Below are 16,434 nucleotides of genomic sequence, written 5' to 3' on the forward strand. Positions count from 1 at the left end.
AAAACCCACAACGTTTTGTTGTGGGTTTTTTATTTTCAATATATAATAATATCATTATTTACTTAACATCAACAATTCGTTGCAGATGATTTCAGTTGTATAGCGTTTTACACCATCTTTATCTTCCCATGAACGGTTGGTTAATTTACCTTCAACAGCAATTTCTTTGCCTTTTGTAACATAATCTTCAACCACTTTTACAAGTCCGCCACGAACGACAATATTATGCCAATGTGCGCGCTCTACCTTGTTTCCTTCTTTGTCTTTGTAGCTGTCATCTGTAGCTAAAGAGAATTTAGCCATTTTGTTTCCGTCTTCGAAGTTGATAATTTCTGGATCTTGTCCTAATCTTCCAATCAACTGTACTTTGTTTCTAAGTGCATTCATAATTTTTAAATTTATGCTTACCAGTAAAGGCAAGCGTGTTAAACAGTTAATACTATTGAACCTTCATTGATTCAACAGTGCAAATATGATATGGTTTGCAAATCAAAGTCGGTTGTTACTTATTTAAAGGGAACTATATACAACAATACACTAAAAAATGAAAAAAACAAACACAGATTACGTAATTGAGGAACTTAAGAGAATAACATTTCCATTACCTAGAAAACGAATGACATCGTCTCAGTTAAAAGAAATTGAGAATCAAATTGAAGAAATAGAGGAATCTATATTAGTTTTTAAAGAACATATGAAACGTTTTAAAACTTAATCCCATTCAACAGTTAACTCATCATAACCTAAAGTGTCGGGGGTTACTTTTAATGTGATTAAATTTTCGTGGTGCATTATTTTTAGAATTACATAAACTTCATTACCATGTTTTAAATAATCACCCTTTCTAGGTACTGATTGAAGATTAAGTACTGCAATTTCATTACCATTTGATTGATTTACTATTCTGAATTTCATTTGGTTGGTTTTTAAAAGTTAAACATCTAATATACAATAAAATGAAAAATATATTTAACAACAATACACCAAGAGGTGCGAAAAAAATTAGGCTATGAGTGATAAACTAATTTTTCAATTATTTGACATGATTTGTTTTATAATAAACTCATATATAAGTATTAGACCTAATATTATTCCTATTATCCAACTTAATTTCTCAATCCAAGAATTTTTACTAGCGGTATTCTCGGTCTTGTGGACTATATTTTGTTTTATTGGTTTATTAAATTCTATTTTTCGTGATGACTGAGCAATACTACCTATGGTAGAATTTGAAAAATCATTGTTAGTAACATTTGCTAACGGCTTGGTTGGTTTGGAGTAATCACGACCTTTGTCAGTTAGGTATATTTTATTTGAGCCTTGAAATTCAGCGTAATTATTTAAAACTAAGTGTTTTCTAATATCAAAACTTAATTCTTGATATTGTTTTATTTCTAAATCTGACAATTCAAGTTCTTTTGCTAAAGAGTAGACATTAAATTTATCATATCTAGGCGCTCTTGTAAGAGTTAAATCTATGAAATCTTGTAACGCCTTATCTTTACCTTGTGGGTATTCAACTGGAAGACCGAAGTTATTTGCTTTAGCCATAAGTTTATATATTGGTTTAGTTCACTAATCTACAAATAATTAAAACACAATTATTAGAATTAAATTACACTAAATATTTGTTTTAGTGTAATTAACTTCTTATATTTGATATATCAAAAACCAACAGCCATGTTTAACAAAGAAGTAAAATCAATCCTAGACTTAATACAAGCATTTCCAAATGAACAAGCTTGCATCGAACACTTAGAGGTTTTACGTTGGAGTAATGGCGTTGTGAGTCCTTTTGAGCCTACTTCTAAAGTATATAACTGCAAAGGAAACCGTTATAAGTGCAAAGAGTCTGGTAAGTACTTTAATGTAAAGACTGACACTATATTTGATAATACAAAAATGCCATTACAAAAATGGTTTATTGCTATATGGTTGGTTACTTCACACAAAAAAGGTATTTCATCTTTACAATTAGGTCGTGATTTAGGCATAACTCAAAAAAGCGCTTGGTTCATGTTACAGCGTATTAGAAACTGTTTTGGACTTAATGATGATAATCAAGATAAACTACAAGGTGAAGTTGAAATAGACGAAACTTACGTAGGTGGTAAAGCGGGAAACAGAAGCGCAAAAATAAGAGCGGACAAATCAGAAGCTACAAAAGAACACTATAAAAAGTCAACTGTATTAGGTATGGTTGAGCGTGGTGGTGATGTTAGAGCAATGCATGTACAAAATGCTACTGAAATATCGTTGTTACCTCCTATCGTTAATAATATCGCTTTTAATAGTTCTATTTACACAGACGAGTTAACGTCTTACAATAAGTTAGAGCGTGTTTACGACCACCAAACAGTAAAACATGGACGTGGTGAGTATGTAAGAGGTCGTGTATCTACAAACTCAATAGAGAGTTTTTGGGCGTTGTTAAAGCGTGGTATTTACGGAATATATCACTTCACGTCTAAAAAGCACTTACAGTTATACGTTGACGAGTTTGTATTTAGATATAACACTCGTAAAAACACTACTGAAAGTGAAAGATTTAATTTACTTTTGAGTAATATTGAGAATAGAATTACTTATAAAGACTTAATTAATGGCTAATATTAAGAAAATACGAATAGATGACGAGTGGTATTGCTCAATTAATGATGTTTTAAAGCTAATGAAAGACACTAACGATATAGACGATTCAATAAGAGAACTTAAAAAGCTAAATACTATTGTAGTTAAAGCTAGAGGTTCTAAAAAAGAAGATGAACCAGAGTTATCAGATTTTAATAAAAAGCTAAAAAAAGGGCTGGATTGGAATCCTAAGAAAGAGGGTTAGACTAAAATTGAATATTTAATAAATCTGGATAAGTAGAACAAACCATGCTTTTTATTGATTTCTCTAATTTTTTTAAATCGCTATTATTTCTATTTATTAGTACATAAGAACTTGCATTTGGATATGATTTATGCATAAATGTTTTATCACCTATTAATTGCGGTATATGATAAGTATATAATCTAAACCTTTGGTTTTTCTTATAACCCTCTACTTTTTCTGATTCAACATCAATTGTCCTAGCTCCAATAAATCCAAAAGACGCATTAGGATGCTTTATTAAAAGTTCTGGTATCGCTTTTGCACAGGTAATCAATATATTGGCTACGTCACCACGATTGACGACTATTGAATATTTTCTAGGACTTGCTTTATGTATTTTTGCGTAGAACTTAACAGCAATAAAATCATATGCATGTAAATCACAATATATTATATAATGTAATTTTGTTACGGATGAAAAAAATTTGTAAACGTATCTATATTCGTGAGCAGAACACTTTGGGTGAGTTTGAATAAATCTTATATTATACCCTTTGTGTGTTAATTGCATTTAAGGCACTAGCATAGGTCGTACAGCCCCATTAAGTCTAACAACTTTTCCATTAGTCAAGACTTGTCTTAACTCAACAGCCTCCACATCTTCTAAAGATACCCAACCTAGACGGTCTCCTTTAGTTTTTAAGGATTTTTTATAAGTAACTTTATTAGAGTGTACATGCTTTTTTATATGTCTCTTAACTGTTCCCATTGGTTTATGATGTATACTATTATATATTATAACACTATTAATCAATACAATATTACAATATGTATGCCATATTTTGTATGTTACAACACAACTAAATATCTATCGTGTGTGTGTCTTACTATAGACAAAAACTATAGCTAGTCTAGACTAAAAAAGCTATAACCATAGATTTTATCTATACTTATAAGACGTAATTTACTTATATAAGTTACACTTTAACTATCAGATTTACAAAGACTTTAACACTTAATTTTGTATATTTCATACCTTAGTTATACTTAAATACATTGTAAATAATGAGTAAACAAAAGGCAGTTGAAGTACTAGAAATGATTTATAAGCACTCAAAAGAGGGCAAAGACGTTCGTTACGTAGATAATCTTGATGTTAAAGGGTTTGTTGTAGAATTATTTAGTAAATTTGATATTAGATAGCAATTCGTTTTCGGACGTGTTTCTGGGTGGTCTGTTTGGAATCAATAACAGAGTATAGAATAGTTGCTGTTAGTTCTTTTCATAAAAAGGTTTGTTTCGACGTTAAACGTCTCGCAAGATGCATATAGATAACTAGTAAGTCTATGGAACAAATTCTTTAATAGATAATACCCTAATTCTTGTTGGGTTTGTCAATAGTGAATTCTAGTGTAAAGTTGTATGTAGTTCCCTATTTAAAATCGTTTGTAAACGTTTGTAGTCGTTTGTAAATGTTTTAAAATATTGATATATAGGCATCTATATATATTTTAACTCTTGATTCAAATAAATAACTTATCTTTAAATAAAAAACATTGAAGTTCATAAAGTCAGTCCTAATTTGTATTGTTATTTGCTTAATTATAGCCTGTTCTAAACCCGAAACTGGCCATTCTATTTCAAATACTGTAGAAACTATTGACTATGATGATGGTGATGGAAATACAGGAGATGGGTCTGAAGCATTGTCTATTAATGAACAATTACAACCGTATTACGATAGATTTATAGATGAAATGTTAGCAAGAGGTGAAGACTTAAGAGATATACCTATTAGCATTTTACTGGTAAGTCCAACCGAACAGTCTAATAATTTAGGATATTGCGGACTCGGATACTACAACTATGATGGTACAGGTAATTCTAGAGTGGAGATAGTTTACAATTCACGCTGCTGGATTAATTTAACCGATATTGAAAAGGAAAATTTAATGTTCCACGAGTTTGGTCACGCCTTATTAAACCGTCCACATATTTCTAGCCCTCATACGTTTCCTAATGGTTCGGCTAGATCAATTATGTGCAGTTCTGGGTATTGCTCAGGATTTGGGATTTATAGTGTTCACCAAGATACGCAGCGCAGTTTTTATCTGGACGAATTATTAGATGTAAATATAGACGCGCCCTATTGGTCGGCTTCAAAAAGTTCAAGTACAACCTTAGAGGAGGATGACATCACAGCAAGTGCAAGTGGATGGGTTTCTGAATCTATACTTCAAGATAATAATACCTCTAACCCTTATAGTTATTCGGTTTCTAGTGCTGATTACTTATCCTCGTCATATGCTTTGGCGATTACTGCTACAGCAAATTCGCAAAGCAATTCTTATGGCAATTGGTATAAGGATTTTGTGATTTCAGATTTTGACGACTGTTCGAATATTGTTGCTGAAATCAATTTTAAAACAACAGCATACCTTTCAAATGGATATCTCAATGTATTAATTGATTTATTTGATGATGTAAATTCTGAAACTGAATTTCATCGCTATTATACCGAACCTGGTACAACTGAAGTTGGTTCAGGATATTACAGAATACAAACCAAAGCTATTTGCATTCCTAATGAAACCGCAAAAATTAGAGTGCGATTGTATATGAAAAGTGAATCAAATGCCACAGCATATTTTGATAATCTTAGAATTATCTTATTCGAATAATTAAACATACTATGTCAAAACAATGTCCAGAATGCGGCGATAAAATAGTTGGCAGAATTGATAAAAAATTCTGTAGTGATGCCTGTCGTAATGCCTATAATAATGCGATTAATAAAGACAGTAAAAACCTCATTAGAAATACCAACAACAGACTTCGAAAAAACTATCGCATATTAGAAGAATTAAATCCAGATCAAAAAAAGAAAATTTCCAGAGCACGACTAATAGAAAAAGGATTCGATTTTAATTATTTCACAAGCATCTATACCACAAAAGCAGGAACAATCTACTATTTTGTATACGATCAAGGCTACCTCCCTTTAGAAGATGAGTATTATGCCTTAGTAAAGCGCGAACGTTAAAAAACTGTAACAACAGAGCAAAGTTGTATACTAATACTATACAACCAAACCAACTAAAATGGCTACTCCATTCATTATTTTTCTTATTATTTGTGCTTTTGCCATAATTGGCTACTTAGCGTATTACTTTAACGGAAAACAAGTAATTATCAGAACGCTTTCTAATATTCCGCATAAGCCAGCTTCAAGTTTAAAAACCAACGAACTTTCAAAAGTTACCGGAAAAGCACTTCATGTTGAAGAACCACTTATAGCACCTTATTCAGGAAGAAAATGTGTCTTTTATCAAATAAAGATTCAGCAAAAAGTAAGTTCTGGTAAAAGTTCTCATTGGAAAACTTTAGTTAAAGAAGAACGGTTTCAAGATTTTTTTGTTGATACCAATGGTGATTTTGTTATTGTTAAACCTCAGGAACATCCTCGAAATTACATCTGTCATTTGGTAAAAGATGAAAAGCAATCCTCAGGAACATTTAATGACCCAACGGCAAAATTTGTTGCCTTGTTAAAAAGATATGATATCGATGCTGAGACCTATTTTGGATTTAATAAACGCCTACGTTACTACGAAGGTATCATAGAAATTGGAGAACGTATAACCGTTGCAGGAATTGCTAAATGGAAATCGCTAAGCGAACCATTACCCGAATATCCATATTCTAAAATAGCAACTTTGGAAAGTGAAGGCAAACAAAAGTTGATTATTACAGACTTACCTGAAGTACAACCAAATCACAGAAAGAGGTAAACGACTACTTCCAGTTTTGTCCTTTTAACTCGATAGCTGCAATTAAGATATCTTTCTGGCTGATTTGCCCTACCAGTTTGCCATTTTCTACAATAGGAAAACGTCTTATTTTAGACTCAAGAAACTTGTTAGCCGCATCAAAAACATTCATGTTTCCATCTATGGTTTCGACATTTTTTGCCATTCGGTTTTCAACAGTATGTTGCTCCATTGGCATATTGTAATAACGACTTTCACTAATTTGCTTGAGACAATCCCCTTCAGAAATAATGCCAACAAGTTCATTGTTATTATTGACTACTGGTCCTCCAGAAATTTTGTTTTTTATTAGTGTTTGAATGACTTCCTCTACTGTTTGTTCTGGTTTAAAAGTGATTAAATCACGAGTCATAAAATCACTAACCTTTATTGCTGTCGCTGTTGCAGAATTCTGCTGCTTCCTTGCGCCTTGAAAACTTTTAATGCCCATAACCAATTATTTTTTTGTGTTGAATTTAAAGTTACTGAAAATAAGTGAATTATACCACATTCAAAATCAGCTTAATAATTTGTACATTTCAAGACACTTAAAAAATGACTATTGAATCCTAAAATTTGTATTATTGGTTGTGGATGGCTTGGATTTCCTTTGGCTAAAAAATTAATAGAATCAGGCTATAATATTCATGGTACAACGACTTCAGAAAATAAAATTGAACATTTAAAAAATGCTGATATAAGCCCATTTCTAATTCGTTTTTCACCTGAAGGTATTTCGGGAAATCTCAAAGCATGTCTTTCAAACTGCCAAATACTCATTATTAATATTCCGCCTGGATTACGACAAAATAAGGAGTTAGATTATGTTCAAAAAATGAAACATCTTTTATTTGAGGTTGAAACATCTTCAATTGAAAATGTGTTATTTATAGGATCTACATCGGTATATGATGATGATATAACATGTCCGGTTATCACTGAAGATTCACCAACGTCCAAATCTAAAATTGCGTCAAAATTACTCGACGTTGAAGCCCAATTTCAGAAAAGCAAACACTTTAAAACGACTATTTTGAGATTTAGCGGACTTTTTGCAGAAGATAGGCATCCTGCGACATACTTGTCTGGGAAAACACAACTTAAAAATGGAAAAGCTCCTGTTAATCTTATTCATCGGGATGATTGTATTTTAATTATTCTGAAACTGATAGAAAATCAGGTTTGGAACCACATATTCAATGCTTCAACAACACCTCATCCATGTAAAAAAGACTATTATACTTCGGTTTGCAGAAGGCTTGAAATTCCAATTCCTGAATTTGATAATTCTAGTATAAGTAAAGGAAAAGTTATAGATTCTACAAAGTTGGTACAGCTTTTGAATTATAATTTCAAAGTAAAACTTTAACAATTAGCAGACTTTTAAGAATTTATGCCAGATATTTTTTTAGTTTTGGCGCAATTAATCACGAATACAATGAAAAAACTTATACTTCTTTTAGCAGTAATTACAACATTTGGTGCCACAGCACAAAATCAATCAGAACTTTTAAAACATTTTGAAGGCTATTACAAGCAAATGAAAGGTCAAGGTGATGTTCAAGGTGTAATCAATGCCATGACACATTTAAATGTCATACAACCGAGTCAGCAACGCTTAGACACTCTAGCTTATATTTATGTATCTGAAGGTAGAAACTTAGAAGCATTGAACACTATTGGTATTGATAAAAATGCTACAGATTCTGACTTAAATACCGAAGTAAAAGCCATAGCATTAAAAGGTGTGAACCAACCAGAACGTGCTTTAGTGTTTTACGAAGAGTTATTTAAAAGAAATGCTAATTCTTACCTGGCTTACGAAATTGCAGATTTAAAAATTCAAACTCAAGACTTAGCTGGTGCTAAGGCAAGTATTGATTACGGTTTAACGAATGTAAAACCTGAAATGAAACGTGCATTCTACGAGTCTCAAAGACCTTATGAAGTATCTCTCAAAGGTGCATTAACTTATTTAAAAGCACTTATTTTATTTAATATGAATCAAACCGATAATCTTGACACCGCTATAAATTTACTCAACGAAGCCATGACTATGGATTCTAATTTCAATTTAGCAAAATTGAGTAAGGATGCTCTTGTTGCAAGAAAAACAGAGAAGGCAGAAAAGAAAGATTAATCAATATTACGGTTTCAATCAATAAAAAAAGCACCCAAAATTGGGTGCTTTTTTATTTATAATTAATGTATTATTACCAGATTCTAACTCGCTTTTCAGGAGCTAACCACATCGCATCACCTTCTTGTATACCAAATGCCTCATAGAATGCATCGATATTTTTTAAAGGTTGAATAGCACGTACCATACCTGGAGAATGCGGATCTGTTTTAACCTGACTTTCTAATCCGTCTGGTCTGCTTAAAGTTCTCCAAACGGTTGCCCATGACATGAAGAAACGTTGTTCGGCAGTAAACCCATCGATATCCTCTGGTCTGCCATTTTCTTCAAAGTATAGTTGTAAGCCATCATAAGCACCAAGCACTCCTCCAAGATCACCAATATTTTCTCCTAAAGTGAACCTACCATTGATAAAGACGCTGTCAGCGACTTCAATAGCAGAATATTGCTCTACAAGAGCATCTCCTCTTTTCTTAAATTCAGATAAGTCTTCTGGTGTCCACCAGTTAATTAAGTTTCCATTGCTATCAAATTGAGACCCTTGATCATCAAAAGCATGAGAGATTTCATGACCAATTACGGCTCCAATTCCACCATAATTTACAGCTTCGTCAGCCGTATAGTTGTAGAAAGGTGGTTGTAAAATAGCTGCAGGGAAAACAATTTCATTATTTAAAGGGTTAAAGTAAGCATTTACCATTTGAGGTGGCATTCCCCATTCTGTTTTATCTACTTTTTGACCTAAATCAGCCAAAGACTCTTTTAAACTCCAATCTGAAAAAGCCATCATATTTTCAGCATAGCCATTCCCTTCTTTAATCATCAACTCAGAGTAATCTCTCCACTCATCTGGATATGCAATCTTCACTGTAAATTTATCTAGCTTTTCAATCGCTTTTACTTTAGTTTCTTCGCCCATCCAATCCAGTTTATTGATTCTGGCTTTAAAGGCTGTTATGACATTAGCAATCATTTTTTCAGCCTTTTCCTTTGCTTCAGGTGGAAATTTAGCATCTACATATAACTTTCCGATAGCTTCTCCAACACGTCCGGTAACATGATCCATAGCACGATCTTCGGCAGGTCGTTGCGATTCGGTTCCACTTAAAGTTTTACTGTAAAATTCCCAGTTTGCTTTTTCAATTTCGGTCGTTAAATATCCTGTTGCTCCATTTAAAGTACTCCATTTCATCATAGTTTTGATGTCGTCTATACTTGTAGAAGTCAATATGTTTTGAAGCGCTTTCATGTACTTTAGTTCAATCACATAAACAGTATCTAGTTTTTGTTCTATACCCATATCAGCTATAAATTTATTCCAGTCAACTGCAGGAGTTAATTTTGATAGCTGTTCAATACTTCTTGGGTTATTTAAATTACTAAAGTCACGACTTTGTGTTTTATCCAGTTGTGGCTCAGCTAACTTCGTTTCTAGTTCCAAAATCATTTCAGCAGCTTTTCTGGCTTCATCTTCACTGTAATCGACATATTGCATCATTCTAGTAACATGATCTACGTATTGCTGGCGACGCTCTTTAGATTTTTCATCTTGTAAAACGTAATAATCACGATCTGGTAATCCTAATCCTCCTTGGGTAATATAAGGTGCGTATGTGCTACTGTCATTAATATCTGGAAACACAGCAAGGTTATAAAACGGAGCACCTACACCGCTTGTTTTAGCATAAACTGTTTGTACATCAGATAAGTTTTGTATACCATCAATTGCTTTCATTAATGGCTCTAACGGTTTTGTACCTAATTCGTTTCTGGCAGTTGTATCGAGTTCAGATTCAAAAAACAATAATGCTTTCTTCTGATCGCTACCTTCTTCGTAAGCGTTTAATTCTTTTGCTGTTTTTACAATTTCTAAGACATCATTTCGAGTAGATTTACGCAGTACTCCAAATCCGCCCCAACTCACTTCTTCTTCTGGAATTTTAGTTGTTTTCATCCAGTTTCCGTTAACATAATTGTAAAAATCATCTTTAGGATTTACTGAAGTGTCCATGTTCTCGAGATTAATTCCTGGAATTTTCTCAACCATAGCAGTCTCCGTTTTTGGCTCTTCTTTACATCCTAAAAATGCAAAAAGTCCAAACACAGAAACCACCAAAATACTTTTGATATTGGCTTTCATAATGTTTGTTATAGTTATTTTGATTAAAATTAGTTATTAGTTAGAAGCCTGAAGATTTGATTTGTTACATATTAACAAAATATTAAGATAAATAAATAACTCATTTGGGCTTCTTATTCAGGTTTTAGAACATTATTTTTATCAAACTCAAACTTTTTATTGATTTGTAAATTGAGGTTTGAAACACTTATTAAAAGTTCCTTAACAGCTTGAAGCTGTTCTTTTTTTTCAATGTTGCTAATCCTTAAAAGGCTATTCAACTTTTGAGTTTTAGTTTCAAAAGCGGTGGTCCTAGCTAAAATTTCATTGGTTTTGAGTTCTTCTGGCATTTCATTTCTAAATTCTAGCAAGAAGGTTTTTAATAGTATACTTTCGCCTCTAAAAAAGTTAAGATCTCCTTTGTTAAGTAACTCGATTTGTGCATTTAACTCTCTAAATTTTTGCCAATCTGCTACAGCTTTTTCAGAATCTGCACTTAATCCGTAATCGGGATATCGCAATGCTTCAATGTCTTTTTGAGAAATGGTTCTGGCATCTATTTGCTCTTGAGTTTCTTTGATAACTCCAGAAACATTATCGTCATTACAATTGGTCATTAACAGCAAAAAACTAAAACAAAAAACCGCTATAAAACGCATCATGAGGTGTGTACAATTTGTCGTAAATATAGGTAAAGCGAATAAATCTCATAAGCAATTAAGAAAAAATTAATGTGATGTTAATTTTGTAGTTTTATGTTTTATCTACTCCTAATTCTTGTTACTTTTGCTAGGATTTAACTTCTTATTTATGCCTAGAGTTTTAATTATTGGTGCTGGCGGACAAATTGGGTCTGAGCTTACGTTTAAACTAAAAGATATTTACGGATCAGAAAACGTCGTCGCTACTGATATTAACTTTAATAATCTGGATGTGGTTAACTCTGGCTTATTCGAAATTGTAGATGCGCAAGATTACAACTCCATTAGAACTTGTGTAGAAAAGCATCAAATAGATACTATTTATCTCATGGCTGCAATGCTTAGTGCAACCGGAGAAAAGTATCCTATGAAAGCCTGGGATTTAAATATGGATTCATTGTTTCATGTCTTAAATCTGGCTAAAGAAGGATTTATTAAACATATATTCTGGCCTTCAAGCATAGCAGTTTTTGGCCCTACAACACCTCAGGTACAGACACCTCAACATACAACCATGGAACCTACAACGGTTTATGGTATTACAAAACAGGTTGGTGAACGCTGGTGTGAATATTATCATACCAAGTATGGTGTAGATGTAAGAAGTTTACGTTATCCAGGAATTATTAGCTGGAAAACCATGCCAGGAGGTGGCACTACAGATTATGCTGTAGAGATTTATCATAAAGCCATTTTAGAAGGTGAATACACTTGTTTTTTATCAGAAAACACCGAGCTACCTATGATGTTTATGGACGATGCAATTAATGCAACTGTACAATTAATGCAAGCTAATCCTGAAGACGTTAAGATTCGCTCATCTTATAATTTAGCAGCCATAAACTTTACACCCAAGCAAATTTCCGAAGCTATACAAAAGCATATTCCCGAATTTAAAATCTCTTACGAACCAGACTTCAGACAGCAAATCGCAGATAGCTGGCCAAAATCTATCAATGATACTTCGGCGCGAACAGATTGGAACTGGAAGCATGAATTTGACTTAGAAAAAATGACTTCAGAAATGATTACCCAGTTGCGTAAGACTTATAAATCTTCTGAAAAAATCTCCTAATACGTGATGACATTTTAAAAGTTTAAAGATGTACCTGTAAAGAGGTATTAATCTTAAACATATTAAAATGAACTCAAAACTAATTCCTTTAGCCATTACTTTAATTGGAGCACTATGCTTTGGTGGAAGTTTCTTTATGTCTAACTCTACTTCTGGAGATTTAGACGTCAGTATAGATAAAACGGCTTTTATCATGCCAGCAGCGCATCGTGTGTATGCAAATCCTGATGCTCTAAATGGGAAATACTATTTATTTAAAGCTAAAATCACAAATAATAGCAACACAACCTTAGAGGATGTCACTGTAAAATACCGAGTTCCAGATTATATAGATTGGACTGAACTTACGGTTTCTGGAGAAATGTTTCCGGGACAAACGATTGTTATTCCTTGTTATCCTAAATTTAAAGATAATATCACTGAAAAAACTACTGAATCTGTAGAAAAAGCTGAAATAGAAATTACTTGGGATGGTGCTGAAGAAGATGACATCATTGAAGAAGAGTTTACATTTAAATTAACCAATAGAAATGAATATGTGTATACAGGTATCAAAAAGGAAGAAATAAGTACTTGGTCTGATGTATATGATAATGACGCACTCATAGCTTGTTTTGTAACACCTAATGATCCTGTGGTGAAATATTACACGCAAAATCTTCAGGAAAAACTAATGAAAGGTGAAGCTGCATCAGTAACAAAAAAACCAGAAGATGGTGTAAAATTCTTAGCTGGAATATACGAAGCTACTAGAAAATCTCACATGGTTTATAGTGGCACTAAAGGTATTCCACAATCTACTGATGATGTCGCTTCGATGATACAACAAGTGAGATTACCTCGTGAAGTAATTACCGGAAACACTGGATTATGCATAGAATTGAGCTGCTTATACGCAAGTGTGTTATCTGCTGCTGGAATAGATCCTGTTATCTACATGGTTCCTGGTCATGCCTATCCTGGATTTAGAATGAATGGTCAATATTATGCCATCGAGGCTACAGGGATTGGAGGCGAAGGGCTAGGTAATATCATGTCTGCAGAAGATGCATTTAAGCAAGGACAAAAACAACTTCAGGAGTTTATTCAACGATCACAAAGTGGTGATCCGCGTTACACTATTGTTGACATTCATGCCGTAAACCAACAAGGCGCAACAGCAATGGACTTAAAGGACAACGATTTTATGCGAAATAAAGTGGATGATATTGTTGCATCCTGGTCTAATGGACAGCCTGTAAATCAAACGAATAATCCTAAAAGACCAAGCAATAATACAATTAACGTTCCTGATAATCGTGTAAGAACAACCAGTGCACTTTCATTTTCAATTCCAAATGGATGGCAAACCATGATGAGACCTGTTCAGGATATGCCAATTCTAACAGCACAAGTTGTTGCTCCAGACCAAATGACAACAGTAAGTATATTTGATATTCCGGTCTCAAATACACAACAGGCATTAGCAACCATAAATCAATATTTCTACAATTATGGCATGGAAATGCAATACCAATCCAACGGAAATAGTATTACGGGTCAAACCTATTCTCAAAACGGAACCTTTAATTGGGTAGGCAAAACATTACGTACCAGCAATGGAATTCGATTTGTAGCCGTTGGAGCTCCAGACTATCTCTACAATCAAAATTCAGGAATTATAAACCAAGTTTATAACAGCATTAGATAAACCTAAAATATATACACATGAAAACACTTAAAACACATACAACTGCTATTTTACTTATACTGTCATTGGTTTGTTATTCGCAACAATCCAATCAAAAAATAGAAATGAGAATTGATAATATTGGTAATGCTAAAATTAATATTTCCATGACCATGAATGCTGCGCAATGGCAACAGTGGAACGGTACTTATGGTGCTAATCCTTCGGCATTGAAACGTGATATTGAACGTAGCATGCCTGCTTTTATCGTAGACGATTTTAAACTCGATAAAGATGACATGAATAGATCATTTAACTTAAGTCTAAATGCTTATGGTGTTTGCAAAATTGATAAACGAGGACGATGGGTTATGGATACCGATCAAAAAGATGCTCAACTTACAAAACTTACCGATTACAAATACATGCTTGTTAGTAGTCCTATGGAATTTGGTGGTGCAATTCAGCAAACCTACATTATTGAATTTCCTGAAACAGCTCAAGATATTAAAGTTGATACAGATTCGTTTGGAAAATCAGTTTTTGAATTTGAAATGGATAATCCTTCATCAAATTTTAATGTTTTACGCTGGTCTGGATTATTATTAATTATTGTTGGTGGAGGCTGGTTTGGAAAAAACGCCATATCAAAACAGTAATGATGACATTATACTATTATTTCGATGTATAGTCAATATATAAAAAAATAAAACGAGTCGTTTAACGTGGAAAATTAGATTTGGCAGTATAGTATTTGTTGAACAATGAAATAATTGTATCTTTCTCATGCTTAGCTATTAAAGATGAGGGAGGCTTACAAAATTGATCACCAACTACAACTAATTACCGCTATTAAAGACAATAATTCTATTGCCTTAAAAGAATTCTACACGTCAAATTACCCAAAAATTGAAGCATTAATTTTAAAAAATAGCGGATCACAAGAACATGCAAAAGATGTATATCAAGAAGCGTTTATCAGCATGTGGAATAACGTAAGAAACGAGTTATTTACACCGCAAAATGATTCAGCTTTACAAGGATATTTATATCAAATTGCTAAAAACAAATGGATGGATATTCTACGATCAAAGCGTTTTAGGACAACACAAGCATTAACCGAAGAACGCATGGTGTATTTAAAACAAGATGATACAGTTGATGACCACAATGCATACGATGAAAAATTAAATACAACCATGACTGCTTTCAAGGACTTAGGTCAGCCTTGTAAAGATTTATTAAAGACCTTTTATTTTGAAAAAAAATCTTTGCGCGAAATCGCTTTAGATTTAAATATTGAAGAGACCTCTGTACGTAATAAGAAATACAGATGTATGGAAAAATTACGTGCCATAGTTTTAGCCTCTAAATCATAAACAATTGAAAGATAATAGCAACATATCACAAGAATTATTAGAAACCATTGAGCGTTATTACAACGACACAATGTCTAAGCAAGAACGCATAGACTTTGAATTACGCTTAGATGAAAGCTCTGAGTTTAGAACTCAGGTTGAAGACATCAAAACTTTAATTTTAGGCATTGAAAACCAATCGTTAAAAGAGCAATTGGATGTTTTTCATAAAGACATTCCAACGCACTCTGAAACGCCATCGGCATCAGGCATTTTCACCTTTCGGAAATTGGCTGCGGCTGTCATCATACTCTTGGCTGTCACAGGTTTTTGGTGGTTTAACACGCCTCAAAATGACAAATTATATAGTAAGTATTTTACTCCAGATCCAGGTCTGCCAACAACCATGAGTAGCAATTCAAACTATGATTTTTATGATGCTATGGTCAATTATAAACAAGGTGATTACCAAACAGCCATAGCTAAATGGGACGCCATACAACCTAAAAATGACACCTTGAATTATTTTTTGGGTGTTGCTTATTTAGCAAATAAAAATGAAGCAAAAGCCATTGGGTTTTTAAATAAAGCTACTCAAAACACAGATTTTCCGTTACTAAATGATGCACATTATTATTTAGGTTTAGCGTATTTAAAAGATGGTGATATTGACTTCGCAAAAAAGAACTTACAGAAGAGTTCGAATGAAAACAGTAAAAAATTACTCGAAAAATTAGATTGAGCT

22 protein-coding genes are annotated in these 16,434 nt (G+C 33.0%); 14 read left to right on the forward strand and 8 right to left on the reverse strand.

Annotated features, from left to right (window positions below; translation table 11 throughout):
- Window positions 1-54: 54 nt before the first annotated feature.
- On the reverse strand, window positions 55-387 hold the full coding sequence (locus H7350_RS02685) for a single-stranded DNA-binding protein (protein WP_204344327.1): 333 nt from the start codon (window positions 385-387) through the stop codon (window positions 55-57).
- Window positions 388-544: 157 nt separating this feature from the next.
- Here H7350_RS02685 and H7350_RS02690 point away from each other — a divergent pair, with 157 nt between their 5' ends.
- Window positions 545-715 (forward strand): hypothetical protein, encoded by a 171-nt coding sequence (locus H7350_RS02690; protein WP_204344328.1) that lies wholly within the window; start codon window positions 545-547, stop codon window positions 713-715.
- On the opposite strand, the gene H7350_RS02695 is transcribed toward H7350_RS02690, so the two are convergent.
- Both H7350_RS02695 and H7350_RS02700 read right to left on the reverse strand, forming a co-directional pair.
- Window positions 712-915, reverse strand: a complete 204-nt coding sequence (locus H7350_RS02695; protein WP_204344329.1) for a hypothetical protein — start codon at window positions 913-915, stop codon at window positions 712-714. The genes H7350_RS02690 and H7350_RS02695 overlap by 4 nt on opposite strands.
- Before the next feature lie 114 nt (window positions 916-1,029).
- Entirely contained in the window at window positions 1,030-1,551 is a 522-nt protein-coding gene (locus tag H7350_RS02700; RefSeq protein WP_204344330.1) for a hypothetical protein, read from the reverse strand.
- Window positions 1,552-1,680: 129 nt separating this feature from the next.
- Between H7350_RS02700 and H7350_RS02705 the strand changes: the two genes are divergently transcribed.
- Together H7350_RS02705 and H7350_RS02710 are read left to right on the forward strand one after the other, a co-directional pair.
- A complete protein-coding gene (locus tag H7350_RS02705; RefSeq protein WP_204344331.1) occupies window positions 1,681-2,610 on the forward strand; it encodes an IS1595 family transposase in 930 nt (309 codons plus the stop codon).
- Window positions 2,603-2,836 (forward strand): hypothetical protein, encoded by a 234-nt coding sequence (locus H7350_RS02710; protein WP_204344332.1) that lies wholly within the window; start codon window positions 2,603-2,605, stop codon window positions 2,834-2,836. The genes H7350_RS02705 and H7350_RS02710 overlap by 8 nt, the downstream gene beginning before the upstream one ends.
- A 1-nt stretch (window position 2,837) precedes the next feature.
- Here the strand turns inward: H7350_RS02710 and H7350_RS02715 are convergent, their stop codons facing one another.
- A complete protein-coding gene (locus H7350_RS02715; RefSeq protein WP_204344333.1) occupies window positions 2,838-3,389 on the reverse strand; it encodes a hypothetical protein in 552 nt (183 codons plus the stop codon).
- Complete coding sequence (locus tag H7350_RS02720) at window positions 3,390-3,587, reverse strand: hypothetical protein (RefSeq protein ID WP_204344334.1); 198 nt, start codon at window positions 3,585-3,587, stop codon at window positions 3,390-3,392.
- Between the two features lie 296 nt (window positions 3,588-3,883).
- Here H7350_RS02720 and H7350_RS02725 point away from each other — a divergent pair, with 296 nt between their 5' ends.
- The 4 genes from H7350_RS02725 (at window position 3,884) to H7350_RS02740 (ending at window position 6,609) form a co-directional block, all read left to right on the forward strand.
- Window positions 3,884-4,021, forward strand: a complete 138-nt coding sequence (locus tag H7350_RS02725; RefSeq protein WP_204344335.1) for a hypothetical protein — start codon at window positions 3,884-3,886, stop codon at window positions 4,019-4,021.
- Between the two features lie 353 nt (window positions 4,022-4,374).
- Window positions 4,375-5,499, forward strand: a complete 1,125-nt coding sequence (locus H7350_RS02730; protein ID WP_204344336.1) for a hypothetical protein — start codon at window positions 4,375-4,377, stop codon at window positions 5,497-5,499.
- Between the two features lie 11 nt (window positions 5,500-5,510).
- Window positions 5,511-5,861, forward strand: coding sequence for a hypothetical protein (locus H7350_RS02735; RefSeq protein WP_204344337.1), 351 nt, complete (start codon window positions 5,511-5,513; stop codon window positions 5,859-5,861).
- Window positions 5,862-5,919: 58 nt separating this feature from the next.
- A complete protein-coding gene (locus H7350_RS02740; RefSeq protein WP_204344338.1) occupies window positions 5,920-6,609 on the forward strand; it encodes a hypothetical protein in 690 nt (229 codons plus the stop codon).
- Window positions 6,610-6,613: 4 nt separating this feature from the next.
- On the opposite strand, the gene H7350_RS02745 is transcribed toward H7350_RS02740, so the two are convergent.
- Window positions 6,614-7,078, reverse strand: coding sequence for a CBS domain-containing protein (locus H7350_RS02745; RefSeq protein WP_204344339.1), 465 nt, complete (start codon window positions 7,076-7,078; stop codon window positions 6,614-6,616).
- 111 nt (window positions 7,079-7,189) lie between these two features.
- On the opposite strand from H7350_RS02745, the gene H7350_RS02750 reads away from it, so the two are divergent.
- Both H7350_RS02750 and H7350_RS02755 read left to right on the forward strand, forming a co-directional pair.
- Complete coding sequence (locus tag H7350_RS02750; protein ID WP_204344340.1) at window positions 7,190-7,996, forward strand: NAD(P)-binding domain-containing protein; 807 nt, start codon at window positions 7,190-7,192, stop codon at window positions 7,994-7,996.
- Between the two features lie 69 nt (window positions 7,997-8,065).
- A complete protein-coding gene (locus H7350_RS02755) occupies window positions 8,066-8,767 on the forward strand; it encodes a hypothetical protein (RefSeq protein ID WP_204344341.1) in 702 nt (233 codons plus the stop codon).
- Between the two features lie 73 nt (window positions 8,768-8,840).
- Here H7350_RS02755 and H7350_RS02760 read toward each other — a convergent pair whose 3' ends face one another.
- A complete protein-coding gene (locus tag H7350_RS02760; protein ID WP_204344342.1) occupies window positions 8,841-10,907 on the reverse strand; it encodes a M13 family metallopeptidase in 2,067 nt (688 codons plus the stop codon).
- A 113-nt stretch (window positions 10,908-11,020) separates the two neighbouring features.
- Entirely contained in the window at window positions 11,021-11,503 is a 483-nt protein-coding gene (locus tag H7350_RS02765) for a hypothetical protein (protein WP_204344343.1), read from the reverse strand.
- A gap of 193 nt (window positions 11,504-11,696) precedes the next feature.
- Here H7350_RS02765 and H7350_RS02770 point away from each other — a divergent pair, with 193 nt between their 5' ends.
- From H7350_RS02770 to H7350_RS02790, 5 genes are all read left to right on the forward strand, one after another.
- Complete coding sequence (locus tag H7350_RS02770) at window positions 11,697-12,662, forward strand: NAD-dependent epimerase/dehydratase family protein (RefSeq protein ID WP_204344344.1); 966 nt, start codon at window positions 11,697-11,699, stop codon at window positions 12,660-12,662.
- Between the two features lie 67 nt (window positions 12,663-12,729).
- Entirely contained in the window at window positions 12,730-14,352 is a 1,623-nt protein-coding gene (locus tag H7350_RS02775; RefSeq protein ID WP_204344345.1) for a hypothetical protein, read from the forward strand.
- 17 nt (window positions 14,353-14,369) lie between these two features.
- Window positions 14,370-14,990 carry a hypothetical protein gene (locus tag H7350_RS02780; RefSeq protein WP_204344346.1) on the forward strand — a complete coding sequence of 207 codons (621 nt, stop codon included), beginning with the start codon at window positions 14,370-14,372 and terminating at the stop codon, window positions 14,988-14,990.
- A 144-nt stretch (window positions 14,991-15,134) separates the two neighbouring features.
- On the forward strand, window positions 15,135-15,710 hold the full coding sequence (locus tag H7350_RS02785; protein WP_204344347.1) for an RNA polymerase sigma factor: 576 nt from the start codon (window positions 15,135-15,137) through the stop codon (window positions 15,708-15,710).
- Window positions 15,711-15,714: 4 nt separating this feature from the next.
- A complete protein-coding gene (locus tag H7350_RS02790) occupies window positions 15,715-16,431 on the forward strand; it encodes a tetratricopeptide repeat protein (protein WP_204344348.1) in 717 nt (238 codons plus the stop codon).
- Window positions 16,432-16,434: the final 3 nt, after the last annotated feature.

Origin of the sequence: Psychroserpens algicola (assembly GCF_014526325.1) — a bacterium.
GTDB classification, from domain to species: domain Bacteria; phylum Bacteroidota; class Bacteroidia; order Flavobacteriales; family Flavobacteriaceae; genus Psychroserpens; species Psychroserpens algicola.